Raw genomic sequence first — 16619 nt, 5'->3', positions numbered from 1 at the left:
CCTGAGTTACTGCCGATTGGAGCTGTCGTCGTCCTCATCGTCGCTGGCTTTTCCCGCCGCTTTCGGCGTTGACGCCGTTCGCACCGTCGGGTAGCTGATGCCAAGCTGCTCGAGATAGGTGCCGTACTTACTCGGATCGTAGTAGTACTTCTTCATTTGCTCGCGGTAGGTCGCCATGGTCTTTTCGTTGAGCCAGATAGCCGGCTTGTCGTCAGCCCGCAGCAGGGGAATGTACTTCTGGTCCTTGGTCTGCACGTTAACGAAATAATCCTTAGCCGAAGCGAGCAGATCACGCTTCGTCAGCAGATCCAGCAACGTCATCGCCTGCACCTTGGCGCCCGCGATCACACCCTTGTGCGCAATCGGCGTAGCCATGGAGATCGCGTTCGCCCAGTTGTGGCCCGGCATCTCTGGGATGTTCGAGGGATACCGCAGTACGATCGTCGGGACCACCCAGCTCACATCGCCGATGTCATCCGAGCCGCCTCCAGTAAACTGCTCCGCCGGCCGTGGAGGCCGCAGCTCATCGAGCTTGGTCGCGAGGCCCTTGGGTTCCTGCTTCAGCTCCGTCTGGATCGCCTTCGCGAGCTTCTGATCATCTTCGCTCCACTTCGGCAGTCCCACCAGCTTCGCGTTCTCGCTGGCATCCTCGGCCATGGCCTTGTTGAAGTGGCCAGGCCACGCAGCGCCCAGTACCTCGCTGGTCCAGGTGGTTCCCGTCATGATCGACGCTCCCGTCGCCATCTTGTCGCCGGTATCCCACAGTCCCTTGATGTGCTCATAGTCGGCCTCGCGAAAGTAGTACCAATCGCTGGCGTGCTGCGGCACCACGTTGGGCTGGTCCGCGCCATCGGGGATGACATTATGCGAGCGCTGCTGCAACCGCAGGTGCTCACGCTTGAAGTTCCAACCCACATCCATCAGCTCAACAGCATCGAGCGCCGAGCGCCCTCGCCAAGGTGCTGACGCGGAGTGCGCGCTCTCGCCCTGAAACTTGTACAGCACGGAGATGAGGCCGTTCGACGAAGGCCCACCCCAGCCCGTGCCAAGGTTGTCTCCGACGTGCGCGAACAGCACTGCATCCACGCCCTTGAAGTAGCCATCGCGCACGTAGTACGCCTTCGATCCCAGCAGCTCCTCCGCCACGCCCGGCCAGATCTTCAGTGTCCCCGGAATCTTCTGGTCGATCATCATCTGCTTCACGGCCAGCGCCGCCAGGATGTTCACCACGTTGCCGGAGTTGTGGCCTTCGCCATGTCCCGGAGCACCCGGCACGATGGGATCGTGATACGCCACGCCCGGCTTCTGCGAGGCCTGCGGGATGCAGTCGATGTCCGAGCCCAGCGCGATTACCGGACCGCCCGTGCCGTTCGTCCATGTCGCCATAAACGCGGTGGGAATGCCATCGATGCCGCGCTCCACCGTGAAGCCATTCTTCTCCAGCACGGAAACAAGGTACTTTGACGTCTCGAACTCCTGGAAGCCAAGCTCTCCGAAGCTGAAGATCATGTCGTTCATGACCTGCGCCTGCTTGGTCTGCTTATCAAGCGCGGCGATCAACTCCTGCTTGCGTGCTGCGTTGCTGTCGGGCTTTGTTGGAGCAGCATCCGCGGACTTGGCTGGGATGGTCTTGCTCTGCGCCGGCATGACGCAGGGCATCAGCAGAGCCGCAGCGGCTCCAAGTGCCGCCCAGCGCGTGGTCGGAGAGAATCTCCGGTGGCGAATAGAGGTGCGAGACATGCAAGGACTCCTTGAGGGACGCTGGTGGAACGGCGATTCGGTCGAAGAGGCAGCGGTAGCGCCGCACATGACGGAAGTACGGCCAGCCTGGGCAGCGATGGGCGGAGGCTGTGTCTGCAAGGCCATGGGGACGGCTCTGCAGAGCCACAGCCGATATCGAGGGTATTTGCGAAAGTGTAGCAGCAGTCGAAGTGCCACGGACCGCGAAGCGCCCCATCGGGGCCATCCTGGAAACGCCACTCCTCGGAGCCATTCCCCGCGCCACGACGCAATCCCAAAGCAGGTCGTGTGACGCAAGACACCGCCCGATTTCGCTTCCGCGCGTGTAATGGAACGAAGAGGATGGAAGACGCCGCCGAGCACAGCGCCGCCGGAGGAATCGGTTCGCTGCATGTCTCGCACGCCTGCAGCGCGTTCTCACGGTTCCGCTCGAAGTGATGTCGAGGCTGGGCCGCGCGGTGCTGAACCACTTCTTTCGCAACGATATGCATGAACTTTCCATCATCTTCAGCGTCGTCAGTACCGTCACCCAGGCCGTCGCCGAACAAGGCGGAGGCCAGGTGATCTCCGTGCGCCTGCGCGTCGGTGCGCTGGCGGGCCTGGAGCGCGAGTCGCTGCTCTTCGGCTACGAGATCGCAACAGCGGGTACGCCGCTTGCCGGCTCACGGCTCGACATTGAGGATGTGCCTGTCACGATCTATTGCAGCGATTGTGCCGCCGAGCGTACGCTCCCCGGTGTGCAAAGTATGCGCTGCCCCCAGTGCGGCCAGCCCAGCGGCGATATACGGGCAGGCCGCGAGTTGGAACTCGCTTCGGTAGAGATTGAAACAGGAGAGCCGGAAGTTCCCGAACTAGAGATGGAAGCCGCACCGCGTTGAAGCGGCCCAAGGAGTAGAGCATGGAGACACGTGTACTTGAGCTTCGGAAGAATGTGCTCAACAAGAACGATGAGCTGGCCCGTGCGCTGCGTGCGAGGTTCGAAGCCGCAGGCGTCGTCGTGGTCAACCTCGTGTCGAGTCCCGGCACCGGCAAGACCGAGTTCCTGAAGAAGACGCTCTCTACACTTCGCGCGAACGGTCTTCGTGTCGCCGCACTCGTCGGCGATCTCGAGACCGACAACGACGCTCGCAGGCTGGCGGAAAGTGGTGCTCCCGTCCGCCAGATCACGACGCATGGCTGCTGCCACCTAGACGCGAGCATGATCGAACGCCACCTCGAAGGCTGGGCGCTCGATGAGCTCGACATCCTCTTCATCGAAAACGTCGGAAACCTCGTCTGCCCCTCGAACTACGACCTCGGCGAAGGCACGCGGGTTGCCCTGCTCTCCGTCACCGAGGGCGAAGACAAGCCGCTGAAGTACCCCGGCATCTTCAACAGCGCCGACGTCGCGGTCATCACCAAGATGGACCTCGCCGAGGCCTGCGAGTTCGACCAGCCTCTAGCAGAAGCCAACATCCATGAGGTCCGTCCCGGCATGAAGATCTTCGCCATCTCGGCCAAGCGCGGAGTCGGCATGGAAGCCTGGCTGGAGTTTGTGCAGGGCCTGCGCAAGCAGGCTCCTGTAGCCGTGTGACCAGCGTCGCTGACGCCGCAACAGCCCGCATGATCTCGTGTCATGTGGGCAACCCAGAAGGAGCCGCGTATGTGCTTGGCAGTGCCAGGGCAGGTCAAGGAAATCTATGGAGAGCACGGCACGCAGATGGGCCGCGTCAACTTCGGCGGCATCGTCAAGGAAGTCTGCCTGGCGTACCTGCCGGACATCGCCGTCGGCGAATACGTTGTTGTCCACGTAGGCTTTGCCATCAACAAGCTCGATGAAGCCGCCGCGATGGAGAGCATCCGCACCTTCAAGGAGATGGGACTCTTCGAAGAAGAGTTCGGCGAGCTCAGCGCGATGGAGAGCTCGTAGAGCTCGCGTCGTGCTGTAAGGCGATGATCCAACCGGAGATCAGATCGTATGAAGTACCAGGAAGAGTTTCGTAACTCGGGGGCCGTGCAGAAGCTGCTCGCGGAGATCCGCGCGACGGTCACCCGTCCTTGGAGCCTCATGGAGGTCTGCGGCGGACAGACGCACTCCATCCTGCGCAATGGCCTCGACCAGCTGCTTCCGCAGGAGATCCGTCTCATCCACGGACCGGGCTGCCCGGTCTGTGTCACGCCTCTCGTGGCCATCGATCGCGCCCTGGCCATCGCCGCGCGCCCCGGCGTCATCTTCTGCTCCTTCGGCGACATGCTCCGCGTTCCCGGCTCGGATAAAGATCTCTTCCGCATCAAGAGCGAAGGCGGCGACGTCCGCATCGTCTACTCTCCGCTGGACGCCGTGAAGATCGCGCGCGAGAACCCCGATCGAGAGGTGGTCTTTTTCGCCATCGGCTTCGAGACCACCGCACCCGCCAACGCCATGGCCATTGAGGTCGCACGCCAGCAGGGCATTCGCAACTTCTCCGCGCTGGTCTCGCATGTCCTCGTGCCTCCAGCCATCGAGGCCATCCTGTCCTCGCCTCGCACACGCGTCAATGCGTTTCTCGCCGCGGGTCATGTATGCAGCGTCATGGGCACATGGCAATACCCCGCGCTGGCCGAAAAATACAAAGTCCCCATCGTGGTCACAGGCTTCGAGCCCTACGATCTTCTCCTCGGCATCCTCGCCTGCGTGCGCCAGCTTGAGCGCGGCGAGTTCCGCGTTGAGAACGCCTACGCCCGCGCCGTCAATGCTGAGGGCAATCTCCCCGCGCAGGAACTCCTCTCGCGCGTCTTCACCACCATCGATCGCGCCTGGCGCGGCATCGGCGTCATTCCCAACAGCGGTTGGAAGCTCAGCGAAGCCTATCGCGAGTTCGACGCCGAGCTTCGCTTCGACGTCGGCGGCATCGTCGCGAACGAGTCGCCACTCTGCCACAGCGGCGAGGTCTTGCAGGGCCTCCTGAAGCCCAACCAGTGTCCGGCTTTCGGCAAACAATGCACTCCGCGTACACCGCTCGGAGCGACCATGGTCTCGAACGAAGGAGCCTGCGCGGCCTACTACAACTACGGCCGCCTCATCGCCGCGGAGGAGCTCGCATGCGCAGCGAAGTAGCGTTGGATCACGCAGCACTCGAGCCTGCAGAGTTCGATATCGAAGCCTGGACCTGCCCTCTGCCCCTGCGTGACTATCCCCGCATCGTCATGGGCCACGGCGGCGGCGGCAGCCTCTCGGCAGAGCTCATCGACAACATCTTTGTCCCCGCCTTCCGCAACGCCGACCTCGAAGGCATGGCCGATTCCACCGTCCTCACGCTGCCCGCAGGCCGCATCGCCTTCTCCACGGACGCCTACGTCGTCCATCCCCTCTTCTTTCCCGGCGGCAGCATCGGCGAGCTCGCCGTGCACGGCACGTGCAACGACCTCTCCATGAGCGGAGCGAAGCCTCTCTATCTCAGCGCCTCGTTCATCCTCGAAGAAGGCCTCGAGATGAAGACGCTCGCCGCCATCGTCGATCGCATGGGCCGTGCCGCACGTGAGGCGGGCGTTCAGATCGTTACTGGCGACACCAAGGTCGTCGAGCGGGGTCATGCCGACGGCTGCTACATCACGACCGCAGGCATCGGCATCCTGATGACCGAGGACGCTCCTGCACCCTCGCAAGCGAAAGTTGGCGATGTCGTGCTCGTGAGCGGAACTCTCGGCGACCACGGCATGACTGTGATGAGCGTGCGGGAAGGGCTCTCCTTCGAGACGACCCTCGAGAGCGACTCCGCTGCGCTGCACCCGATGGTAGAAGCCATGCTCGCGGCCTCCAATCAGATCCACGTTCTGCGCGATCCCACCCGTGGCGGCCTCGCCACCTCGCTCAATGAGATTGCACAGTCCTCGAGCGTCGGCATCCGCCTCGAAGAGACTGCTCTGCCTGTGCTTCCCGCGGTAGCCTCCGCCTGTGAGATCCTCGGCATGGACCCCATGTATGTCGCCAATGAGGGCAAGCTCGTCGCCATCGTCGGCGCGGAAGATGCCGATCGCGTCCTCAAGGTAATGCGCGCCCATTACCTCGGCCGCAACGCCGCACGCATCGGCGAGGTTGTCGCCGAGCATCGTGGTACGCTCGTCGCGCGAACACGCTTTGGTGCCACGCGCATCCTCCCGCTGCAGATCGGCGAGCAGCTTCCGCGGATCTGCTAGGCGTTGCGGGTGGATTCTCGCGGCATCGTCTCTATCTAAAAAACATACTTTTGCTGATAAAACAGTTCGGCGCGAGCTTTGGTACGCGTCGCGTGTCCCTGGCTGGGCGCTGTCCTGCCTCGGCCGTCCACTCGCCAGCGTTCACTCGTTGGTCGAGAGTGGTCAACTCAATATCACCTCGTCAAAGGAAAGATCCCGATGGAATCGAAGATGTTCAGCCGCCGTGAGGTTCTACTTGGAGGAAGCGCCGCGATGGCCTCGCTTGGAGTTACAGGAGCCACCGTCGCGCAGACGCCAGACCCCAAACCCGACACTTCGCCAGCACCCACGCCAGACCAGCTGCGTCGCATGCAGTGGTGGCACCAGGCCAAGTTCGGCATGTTCATCCACTTCGGCCTCTACAGCCAGAACGCGCGGCACGAGTGGGCGATGGAAGACGAGGCCATCCCCATCCCCGAGTATCAGAAGCTCGCGCCCATCTTCCATCCCGCGCCGGGCTCGCAGCGCCAGTGGGCGAAGCTCGCGAAGGCTGCCGGCATGAAGTACATGGTGATGACGACCAAGCACCATGAAGGCTTCTGCAACTTCGATACCAAGCTCACCAACTACAACGCCGTACAGCAGGGACCCAAACGCGACCTCGTGCGCGAGTACGTCGAGGCCGCGCGCGCCGAAGGCCTCCGCGTAGGCTTCTACTACTCCCTGATGGACTGGCATCATCCCGACGGCGCCAAGTGCGCCACCGATGAAGCCGCGCGCCGCCGCTTCGTCGACTACACCCACGGCCTCATCCGCGAGCTGCTCACCAACTACGGCAAGATCGATGTGCTCTGGTACGACGTCGACTGGCCCCTTAACGCCGAGCAGTGGGAGAGCGACAAGATGAACCAGATGGTCTTCTCGCTGCAGCCCGACATCATCGTCAACAACCGCAATGGCCTTCCCGGAGACTTCTCCACGCCCGAGCAGCACATCACCGCGGAGAAGGGCGGCCGCGCGTGGGAGAGCTGCATGACCCTCAACGACAGCTGGGGTTTCCAGCGTGCCGACGACAATTGGAAATCCTCGAAGACCATCGTGCGCAACCTCGTCACCTGCGCTCGCGACGGCGGCAACTACCTGCTCAACATCGGGCCGCAGCCTGACGGCGGCATCCCTCCCGAAAGCGTTCGCGTGCTCACCGAGGTAGGCCAGTGGATGCAGACCAACGGCCACACCATCTACGAGAGCGACATCTGCCTCCCGCGCCGCTCCAACTACGCCAGCTTCACGCGCACGGGCAACATGCTCTTCATGCATGTGCACTTCTGGCCCGGCTCGGACGTCTCCATCTCCGGCCTCACGGTGAAAGCTCGGTCTGCGAAGCTCCTCAAGACCGGCCAGCCCGTCACCTTCACGCAGGACGAGTTCCGCCTGCACCTCACGGGTCTCCCCTTCGATGCCCCCGACACTCCCGTAACGACCATTGCAATCCAGTGCGACGGCGAGCCAAGGCAGGACACGGACTTCGTGCGCAAGAACCGCGTGCGCCCGGGCGTAGGCATCTAGTCGCAATCCGGCAGTGGCAACAACAGGCTCCCTGACGCGCTGCGGCAGGGAGCTGTCCTCTTTGCAACCGCTCCACGTCCCTCGCGGCGGGCTGCAGCCCCCGCTCCGACTGCGGCGGCCGATTTCCGAACAACGGCCCTTCCGCCGCATTTGCCCGTCTTTCGCCGCTCTGCGCGGGAATGGACAGCGGATCAGAGGGCTCTCCGTCGCCAAAACCAATCAATCCCTGTTTCCAACCCCAAAGTTTCCCGGTAAATTCATATCAATCACCTCAAAGTGGAACGGCTCTGTATTGAAGCCTTCCTAAGAACTCCGGGGCTCTGCGCTGCTGTGCGCGCGCTCCTCTGCATATGCCTCCGTCGCTCGTTTGGCGGTTGCATCGGTCTACCCTACCTGTCCTGCGTCGTGCGGACGGGAGGCTCGATGTGTATGTGCTCGCCGGTGTTTGAAAGGGAATGTATGGGTTTTCTCAAGTGTCTCCGTCCGCTGTGTCTTCTCCCCGTGTTGATGGCTGCGCAGGTAGCGTCACACGCGCAGGTTCCCACTCCCGTCTCGGTTCTGGGCCACACGCCGGGTGATGACTTCTACCTCGCCAACTACGAGGATGCGGTCAAGTACTTCCACACCCTCGCTGCCAGCACCGACCGCATGAAGATGTTCACCGTCGGCAAGACCACCCAGGGACGCGACATCGAAGTCGCCGTTATCTCATCACCGGAGAACCTGGCCAAGCTCGACGAGTACAAGAAGAACGCCCGCAAGCTCGCCACGGCCGATGGCCTCGACGATTCCACCGCTCTCGCGTTGGCGCGGGAGTCCAAGGTCATCGTGCACATCGATGGCGGCCTGCACTCCTCCGAAGTCGCGGGTGGACAGCACTCCATCGCGCTGGCCTACAAGCTGGTCGCCGCGCAGAACGATCCCGAGATCGACGCTATCCTGCACAACGTCATCCTCGTCCTCTGGCCCACGCTCAACCCCGACGGCCAGGACATGATCGTCTCCTGGTACCGCAAGAACGTCGGCACCAAGTATGAGGTCGCCCCGCTGCCCTGGCTCTACCAGGAGTATGTCGGCCACGATAACAACCGCGACGGCTTCATGCTCAATATGAAGGAAGAGCAGGTCGTCGCGAAGACAGAGATGGAGTACGCCCCCGACATCTTCTACTGCCAGCATCAGACCGCGCCGTTCCCCGCACGCATCTGGATCCCGCCGTTCGCCGATCCCATCTCCGGCAACGTCAGCCCCTATGTTCGCAGCTGGCTCAACGTCATCGGCACCAACATGACGGCATACCTCGACCAGCACAACATGCCCGGAGCCATCTCCGAGTCTCGCTTCGACAACTGGTATGCCGGCTTCACCGACTGGGCCGGCGTCTACCGCGGCGAGATCTCCTTCTTCACCGAGACCGCGCTCTATCGCTACGCCACGCCGCGCCTCTACACCATCGACGAGTTCCCCTCGGAGTACAACGACCTCCGCGCTCTCAGCATGTACAGCACGCCCTGGGTCGGTGGCTGGTGGCATCTCAAGGATGCCGTGGACTACATGGTCGGTGGCTCCATGTCCGTGCTCGATCTCGCCGCCAAGAACCACGAGGCCCTGCAATACAACCGCTATCAGACCGCGCGCGACAACATTCGGCGCACCGAGCCTCCCTTCGCCTACGTCATCAGCTCGAAGCAGGCCGATGTGCCTGAGGCCGGCCTTCTTGCGCAGAAGATGATCGACAACGGCCTCAACGTCTACCAGACCAGCGCCGGCTTTGAGGCCAACGGCATCTCGTATCCCTCCGGCTCGTGGGTTGTACCCATGGACCAGGCCTTCTCGCCCATGGCGAAGGAGCTGATGGAGCGCCAGCAGTATCCCGCCGCAGCCACTGGCGAGACGGCCTCCGGCGCGCACCTGCCCTATGACATCACCGGCTGGACGCTCCCGCTGCAGATGGGTGTCGCCGTGGATACGGTCACCGATCCGCTCGAGTCTGCACAGCGCGCGAAGATGACCAGGGTCGAGGCCGTCAAGCTGCCTGAGGCCGGCGTCAGCGGCGCTGGCGAGACCTTCGCCATCAGCCATAAGCCCAACAACGCCTTCCAGATCGTGAACGCCGTGCTCGCCAAGGGCGGCAGCGTCTCCATGGCCAGCGACCCGATGAAGACCGCCGAGGGCAATGAGCGCGGAGCCTTCCTCGTGAAGGGCATCGGTCACGAAGACCTCGGCAGCCTCACCTCGAAGTTCGGCGTCAGCGCCGTGGCCCTGGCGTCAGCACCGGAGAAGACCGTCGCTCTCAAGAAAGCACGCGTCGGACTCTACCGTCCATGGACCGGCGCCATCGATGAAGGCTGGACGCGCTGGATCCTCGAAAACTACAACTACGGCGCAAAGAGCCTCTACAACGCGGACATCCGTTCCGCCAACCTGCGCGACCGCTACGACGTCATCATCCTGCCGGACATGAACGGTAACCAGCTCATGCATGGCTTCCGCGAAGGCATGGTCCCGGGCCAATACGCTGGCGGCATCGAAGAAGCCGGCGCCGAGAACCTGCGCGAGTTCGTGCGCAGCGGTGGCACGCTCATCGCCTTCAACCAGGCGGCCTCGGCGCTCATCCCCGTCATGTCGCTGCCCGTGAAAAACGTCCTGCAGGGCCTCGGCAACGATAAGTTCTACTGCTCCGGCGCTCTGCTGCGCATTGAGACCCAGCACCTCGAGCTTCCCATCAACTACGGCGTGCCGTCCTCGCCCGTCGTCATGTTCGAGCGTGGTCCCGCCTTCGAGATCCAGCCTGGCTTCAAGGGCGCGGTACTGGCCAAGTATGCCAAGCAGGGTGAGCTGCTCGAGAGCGGCATGATCATCCACCAGGAGCTGCTGCACGATAAGATCGCAGCGCTCGAAGTCAGCTACGGCCGGGGCCGCGTCTTCCTCTATGGCTTCAAGCCGCAGCACCGCGGACAGGCGCATGGTACCTACCGGTACCTCTTCAACGCGCTCTACCAGTTCGAGGATCCGCCGATGCCGGCGGAGTCTCCCGCACCCGCTGCTCCCGCCAGAGCTGCAACGGAGAACCCTGCCGCTGAACCCGCTGCTCCTGCAGCGGAGGCGGCAGGGAACCGCGCCCGCCGCACCGGGCAAGGCGGACAACGTTAGCCCCAGCGCAATAACCAGAGATCGACAGTACAGGGCCGAACCAGCACCACAAAACAAAAACGATCGACCACTTTACTTATCACCTTGGAGATCCATGATGCGTAAGTTTCTTGCTTTACTCCTTGCATGTGTCTTCGCCCTCTGTGCTTCGGCGCAGAATGGCACGACGTCCGTGCGTGGCTCCGTCACAGATCCCACGGGCGCTCTTGTACCGACCGCAACCGTCACGCTCACGAACGTCGTCACCAAGCAGGCGCAGACGATCAAGGTGGGCAAGAGCGGCGAGTACATCTTCGAGCAGCTCGCACCAGCGAAGTACTCCATTACCGCGACTGCCGACGGCTTTGGCGAGATCACCAAGGACACGGAGCTGCTCGTAAGCCAGCCTTCAACGGTCAACTTCGCGCTCCCTGTTACCGGCAAGAACGAGACCGTCGAGGTCACCTCAGCCGCGTCCTCGCTGAACTTCAGCGATGCCTCCATCGGCAATGCCTTCTCGAACGATGAGATCCAGGCCACGCCCATCAACTCGCGCAACGTGCCGGATCTGCTCGCCCTTCAGCCCGGCGTGCTGTACTTCAACAACAACGACAACGCCAGCAATCCGAATGCGGTGACGGACAGTCGCATCGGCGCTGTCGCTGGTGCCCGTTCCGATCAGGGGAACGTCACGCTCGACGGCCTCGACGACAACGATCAGACCTTCGGCTACGCTTTCACCGGCGTGCTCCGGTCCACGATGGACTCCACCGAAGAGTTCCGCGTCACCACCACTGCTGCGACCTCCGACGCCGGCCGTTCCTCCGGCGCGCAGGTCACGCTGATCACCAAGTCCGGTACCAACCGTTTCCACGGCAGCGCCTATGAGTTCTTCCGCAACGCTGCCTTCGATGCCAACGACTGGTTCAACAAGAATACGGAGCTCGCCAACGGACATCCGAACAAGAGGCCGGAGCTCACCCGCAACACCTTCGGTGGCACCGTTGGTGGTCCCATCCTCCGGGACAAGCTCTTCTTCTTTTTCAACTACGAGGGACAACGTACGCGTGAGGCCCAGACCGTGACGCAGGAGGTTCCTACTGCTTCCTACGCCGCAGGCAATCTCAAGTACCAGGACACGAATAAGAACACCTATACACTCACTTCTGCGCAGGTCGCGCAGCTCGATGCTCCCTGCTTGGGCAACGGCGTATGTTCCACCCCCGGCCCCGACGCGGCGATCCTGCAGTACTTCTCGCAGGTTCCCGTGGCCAACGGCACAACCATCGGCGACGGCCTGAACGAAGGCTCCTACACCTTCTCCTCGCCCACGCCCTACACCCACAACACCAGCATCTTCAAGCTCGACTGGACGCCGGGCTCGAAGCATCGCGTCTTCGTCCGCGGCAACCTACAGAAGGACCTGAGTAACGGCACGGCCCAGTTTCCTGGGCTGCCGGCCTCCAGCAAGACGGAGGACAACACCAAGGGCATCGCCGCCGGTGACACCTGGACCATCACCTCGAGCCTCGTCAACGATCTTCGCTACGGCTACATCCGCCAGGGCTTCGGAACTGCCGGTCTCGGCAAGGGCTCCTACACCGACGTCCGTTTCATCGCGTCGCCCACAGCTGAGACGCGCAACACCATCCGCACCGTTCCGGTAAATGAGATCGTCGATACCCTCAGCTACACCAAGGGCAAGCACACGATGCAGGTCGGAGGAACCTGGCGTCTCATCCACAACAACTCCAGTACCGATCTCAACTCGTGGGATGCGGGCACCACGAATCCGCAGGGCCTATCGAGCGGAAGTTTGCCCTCTCCTTCGCAACTCGGCACCGCTTACCCGGCTGTTGGTTCCAGCTTCGCCTCCAGCTACCTCAACGCCTACGGCAATCTCGTTGGTGCGGAATCGTCGCTCACCCGTAACATCAACTACTTCGTCAACCCCGGTGGCAACACCGGCAGCCTGCTCGCGCAAGGTGCATTCGTGAATCGCCACTTCCGTTCGCAGGAGCTTGAGTACTACATCCAGGACTCCTGGCGTGTGACCCCCAAGCTCACGTTGACCGGCGGTCTCCACCACACCATCCTGCAGGTTCCCTACGACACCACCGGCCAGTCGGCCGCGCCCACCATCGACACCGACGCCTTCTTCAAGCAGCGCGAGATCGCTGCCTCGCAGGGTGTCGTGTATGAGCCCACGCTCTCCTTCGCACCCAACGGTCCTGTGTACGGCCGTCCTGGGTACTGGGCCAAGGAGAAGGGCAACGTCGCTCCTCGCGTTGCCTTCGCCTATGCCGTCGATAGCAAGACCTCCGTCCGCGGGTCCTACGGTATCTACTACGATCACTTCGGTCAGGGCATTATCAATGCCTTCAACACCTCGGGTTCCTTCGGCCTCGCGTCGAAGATCACCAGCCCGCTGGGCACCCTCGGACCGGAACAGGCGCCGCGCTTCACCAGCCGCACCAGCCTCCCCGCGCTCAACGTCGCGCAGGGAGCCTCCACACAGATCTTCCCCTATGCTCCTCCGGCAAATAACTTCTCCATCAGCTGGGGCGTCGATAACAAGCTGAAGACGCCCTACGCCGAGGTCTATTCTTTCTCCGTGCAGCGCTCCCTCCCCGGCGGCTTCACCGTGGAGGCTGACTACGTTGGCCGACTCGGCCGCAAGCTGCTCCAGCAGTCGGACCTCACTACGCCCGTGAACTTCGTCGACACCAAGTCCGGCACCTCCTACTTCCAGGCCGGTGCGCAACTCGCTGCGGTCGTCGACGCCAACGCCGGCAATAAGACAGCCACGGTCGCGAACATCCCTTACTTCGAGAATGTCTTCCCATACATGGCCAACGTCTCGACCAGCAAGTGCCCCAACCCAAACAAGTCGGCCACGCAGGCCATCTATTGCAACGAGTACACCACCTATCGCAGCGTGCTCGGTGAGACCACGGCTCTTGCCGACATCGACTTCTACTGCTCGGGTTCCGTCGCCTACGGTTGCACGGCCTCCGGGTCGCGCTTCTGGCAGAACCAGTTCTCCAGCCTCTACGCCTGGACCTCCAATGGGTCCTCCTCCTACAACGCCGGCCAGTTCATCCTGCGCCACCCCACCTCGCACGGCTTCCAGATGGACCTCAGCTACACGCTGGGCAACTCCATTGACATGGGCTCCGACGCCGAGCGCGCCAACGAAACCCTGGGTGGCTCGGGCAGCTACCTGACCAACTCCTGGATCCCCTCGCAGTCGCGCGCCGTCTCCGACTTCGACACCCGTCACCTCGTCACCTTCAACGGTTCCTACACCCTGCCCTTCGGTCACGGCCAGCAATACGCTTCGCATGCTGGCAAAGTCGAAGACCTCCTGATCGGCGGCTGGCGCCTGGCCGGTATCTCGCGCTGGACCAGCGGCTTCCCCTTCTCCATCGGTGAAGGTGGTTACACCACCGACTGGGAGATTGGCAGCTTCTCCGTCAAGGTCGATCCCACCCTGCAGAGCCATACCTACAAGGTCCCCGGCTCGGTGCCCAACGCCTTTGCCGCGCACAGCGCCATCGTGGGCAGTACTGCGACGGGCGGTCCCTACATCCGGCTCCCGTATCCTGGCGAGGCCGGCATGCGCAATGCCTACCGTGGCGATGGTTTCTTCGATACCGACGCCAGCCTCTCCAAGCCCTTCAACATCACCGAGCACCAGGTCCTCCGCTTCACCTGGGAGTCCTTCAATATCACCAACTCCGTGCGCTTCAATACGCGCGGCATGACAACCACGCCGACCAGCAACTCCTTCGGCAACTACAGCACCACACTGACGACCCCGCGTCGCCAGGAGTTCTCGCTCCGCTACACGTTCTAACCACGAACCAGCAGATACCCCTGTCACGGCATAACCCGCCGGGGCAGGGGTTTTCTGCTATCTGCCCATCAGCTTGCACCCCGGACCCCCTGGTCCGGCGAAGGGAACTCTGTGATGAAGCCTCAACTCACCTCCATGCTGGCCCTGGCCGCGACGCTCACAAGCTCCGCCATCGCACAGCAGCAGCACTTTCCCACCAACGAAGATCTCCGCCACCTCCGCGTCATCTCCAGCCCTCAGCTCTCGCCCGACCTCAAGCACGTCATCGCCCTCGTGCAGGACAGCACGGCCGAGGGCGGCAAGACCCATGTGTGGATGCTCAACGTCGATGGCTCCGCACCGCGCCAGCTCACCTTCTCCGCAGGGGACGCCGCGCCTGCAGCCGGCGGCGGGGCGCGTGGTGGTGGCGCAGGCGAGCGCTCCGCCGAGTATCTTCCCGATGGCAGCGCCATCCTCTTCCTCGCGCATCGTGGCGAGAAGACCCAGCTCTTCCGCCTTCCGCTCACGGGCGGCGAGGCCGCGCCCATGAAGCTCGAGCACGCACCCGCCGAAGGCGGCACGGCCGCAGCAGTCGATGTCTCCAACTTCACCATCTCGCCCGACGGCAAGACCATCGTGCTCGTCGGCACCGACCCCGAGAGTCCCGCGCGCACCAAAGATCATCGCGATCAAAAAGACGCTGTCTGGGTTGAGCACGAAGAGCCCGTCCATCGCCTCTACGTGATGGACACAACCACATGGAAGTCCACCGAGATCCCCAAGCTCACCGACACCGACGGCGTCACCTGGAGCGAGGACTCCGCGAAGCTCCTCGTCCTCACGCATGCGCATTTGCGCGACCTCGGTCCCAGCGCCATCGGCACCATCGTCACCGCAGCCAATCCCTCCGAGCAGAAGCCCGTCACGGGCCTTCCCATCTCCACGCGCCGCGTAGCGTTTACGCACGACGGTAAGAGCCTTGTGCTCTTCGCCAAGTGCGAGAAGGATGCGCCCGAAGGCTGCGCCGACCTCTTCACCTTCGACCTCGCCGCCGGCAAACTGCACAACCTCACCGGTGGCCTCAAGGACAGCACGCTTTCGCCCGGCACGCTCTACGTCGATGGCGATGACAAGGGAGTCGTTGTCAGCCTCAGCCACGGCATGCACGAGACCATCGCGCACGTCGACCTCGCAAGCGGCCAGTCCAAGCTCTACGATCTCGGCCAGCCCGTCATCAGCGGCGTGCGCGCAGACGCGAAGAAGCAGGCCTGGGTCTACATCGCCAGTTCCAGCACCTTGCCGCCCTCCACCCACATGACCACCTCACTCAATTCGCCTGGCAAGCGTCTCGAGCAGCCCGAGCTCGTGCCCGCAAGCTGGACCTCCGTCGCCTCGAAGCCAATCTCGTGGAAGCGCGCCGGTTTTACGGTTGAAGGCCTGCTCTATCTTCCGCCGCAGGCCGCAACCGGCAAGGTCCCGCTGGTCGTCAACGTCCACGGCGGTCCACGCGGTCAGTTCACCGATGCCTACTCTCCGCTCACCAACCTGCTGCTCGGTCAAGGATGGGCCGTGCTCATCACCAACCCGCGCGGCAGCACCGGCTATGGTGTTCCCTTTGAAGCCGCCAATAAGGACGACATGGGCAACGGCGACTACGAAGACATCATGATGGGTGTCGACGAGACGATCCGCACTGCTCCCATCGACTCCAGCAAGATGGCGCTCATCGGCTACAGCTATGGCGGTGAGATGGCGGGCTTCGTCGAAGGCAAGACCGCGCGCTTCAAGGCCATCGTCTCCGGCGCGCCCGTCATCGATCAGTTCAGCGAGTATGGCACCGAGTCCGGCTCCTTCGGCGATCGCTGGTACACCGGCATGCCCTGGCGCAACTTCGAAAGCGCATGGCGGCAGAGCCCGCTGGCCTACGCGAAGAACGCCAAGACGCCGTTCCTCCTCTTGCAGGGTCAGTCCGACACCACCGACCCCGAAGGCCAGTCCAAAGAGATGTATCGCGCTCTTCGGCAGGAAGGTGTGCCCGTGCAGATGCTGACCTTCCCGCGTGAGGATCACGGCGCGCTCGGCGGCAACTTCGCCGGCCGTCCCAGCACCGAACCCTGGCATGGCATCATTGCTCGCGAGCACATGCTCAAATTCATTGCGGATGGTTTCGACGGTAAGGTCGAACCCAACAAGCCGTAATGATCCA

General features: G+C 62.9%; 10 protein-coding genes. 9 read left to right on the top strand and 1 reads right to left on the bottom strand.

The features are described 5' to 3' along the window. Positions 1–6: 6 nt before the first annotated feature. A complete protein-coding gene (locus tag AC5E6W_RS05290) occupies positions 7–1740 on the bottom strand; it encodes a zinc-binding metallopeptidase family protein (RefSeq protein ID WP_491751219.1) in 1734 nt (577 codons plus the stop codon). Between the two features lie 437 nt (positions 1741–2177). Here AC5E6W_RS05290 and hypA point away from each other — a divergent pair, with 437 nt between their 5' ends. The 9 genes from hypA (at position 2178) to AC5E6W_RS05245 (ending at position 16612) form a co-directional block, all read left to right on the top strand. Next, positions 2178–2618: a hydrogenase maturation nickel metallochaperone HypA gene (gene hypA, locus AC5E6W_RS05285; protein ID WP_491751218.1), complete on the top strand. Its 441-nt coding sequence runs from the start codon at positions 2178–2180 to the stop codon at positions 2616–2618. Positions 2619–2638: 20 nt separating this feature from the next. After that, positions 2639–3313 carry a hydrogenase nickel incorporation protein HypB gene (hypB, locus tag AC5E6W_RS05280; protein WP_491751217.1) on the top strand — a complete coding sequence of 225 codons (675 nt, stop codon included), beginning with the start codon at positions 2639–2641 and terminating at the stop codon, positions 3311–3313. Positions 3314–3394: 81 nt separating this feature from the next. Further along, positions 3395–3649 (top strand): HypC/HybG/HupF family hydrogenase formation chaperone, encoded by a 255-nt coding sequence (locus tag AC5E6W_RS05275; protein ID WP_491751253.1) that lies wholly within the window; start codon positions 3395–3397, stop codon positions 3647–3649. A gap of 48 nt (positions 3650–3697) precedes the next feature. Further along, positions 3698–4816 carry a hydrogenase formation protein HypD gene (gene hypD / locus AC5E6W_RS05270; protein ID WP_491751216.1) on the top strand — a complete coding sequence of 373 codons (1119 nt, stop codon included), beginning with the start codon at positions 3698–3700 and terminating at the stop codon, positions 4814–4816. Beyond that, on the top strand, positions 4801–5895 hold the full coding sequence (hypE, locus tag AC5E6W_RS05265; protein ID WP_491751215.1) for a hydrogenase expression/formation protein HypE: 1095 nt from the start codon (positions 4801–4803) through the stop codon (positions 5893–5895). Before hypD ends, hypE begins: the two co-directional genes overlap by 16 nt. A gap of 198 nt (positions 5896–6093) precedes the next feature. Next, positions 6094–7443 (top strand): alpha-L-fucosidase, encoded by a 1350-nt coding sequence (locus AC5E6W_RS05260; protein ID WP_491751214.1) that lies wholly within the window; start codon positions 6094–6096, stop codon positions 7441–7443. A 459-nt stretch (positions 7444–7902) separates the two neighbouring features. Continuing rightward, positions 7903–10596 carry a M14 family metallopeptidase gene (locus AC5E6W_RS05255; RefSeq protein ID WP_491751213.1) on the top strand — a complete coding sequence of 898 codons (2694 nt, stop codon included), beginning with the start codon at positions 7903–7905 and terminating at the stop codon, positions 10594–10596. 94 nt (positions 10597–10690) lie between these two features. After that, the gene (locus AC5E6W_RS05250; protein WP_491751212.1) at positions 10691–14434 is read left to right on the top strand and encodes an outer membrane beta-barrel protein; all 3744 of its coding nucleotides are present in this window, start codon (positions 10691–10693) and stop codon (positions 14432–14434) included. 114 nt (positions 14435–14548) lie between these two features. Continuing rightward, the gene (locus AC5E6W_RS05245) at positions 14549–16612 is read left to right on the top strand and encodes a S9 family peptidase (protein WP_491751211.1); all 2064 of its coding nucleotides are present in this window, start codon (positions 14549–14551) and stop codon (positions 16610–16612) included. Positions 16613–16619: the final 7 nt, after the last annotated feature.

Source organism: Bryocella sp., from assembly GCF_058498515.1.
The sequence above is the reverse complement of the archived record's forward strand: the minus strand, read 5'-3'. Positions and strand labels throughout refer to the sequence as shown.

What these genes read in the sequence shown, in the direction of transcription:
- AC5E6W_RS05250 (WP_491751212.1), top strand. Translation starts at nt 10,691, where the DNA reads ATGATGCGTAAGTTTCTTGCTTTACTCCTTGCATGTGTCTTCGCCCTC.
- AC5E6W_RS05255 (WP_491751213.1), top strand. Translation starts at nt 7,903, where the DNA reads ATGGGTTTTCTCAAGTGTCTCCGTCCGCTGTGTCTTCTCCCCGTGTTG.
- hypE (WP_491751215.1), top strand. Translation starts at nt 4,801, where the DNA reads ATGCGCAGCGAAGTAGCGTTGGATCACGCAGCACTCGAGCCTGCAGAG.
- hypA (WP_491751218.1), top strand. Translation starts at nt 2,178, where the DNA reads ATGTCGAGGCTGGGCCGCGCGGTGCTGAACCACTTCTTTCGCAACGAT.
- AC5E6W_RS05245 (WP_491751211.1), top strand. Translation starts at nt 14,549, where the DNA reads ATGAAGCCTCAACTCACCTCCATGCTGGCCCTGGCCGCGACGCTCACA.
- hypB (WP_491751217.1), top strand. Translation starts at nt 2,639, where the DNA reads ATGGAGACACGTGTACTTGAGCTTCGGAAGAATGTGCTCAACAAGAAC.
- hypD (WP_491751216.1), top strand. Translation starts at nt 3,698, where the DNA reads ATGAAGTACCAGGAAGAGTTTCGTAACTCGGGGGCCGTGCAGAAGCTG.
- AC5E6W_RS05290 (WP_491751219.1), bottom strand. Translation starts at nt 1,740, where the DNA reads ATGTCTCGCACCTCTATTCGCCACCGGAGATTCTCTCCGACCACGCGC.
- AC5E6W_RS05260 (WP_491751214.1), top strand. Translation starts at nt 6,094, where the DNA reads ATGGAATCGAAGATGTTCAGCCGCCGTGAGGTTCTACTTGGAGGAAGC.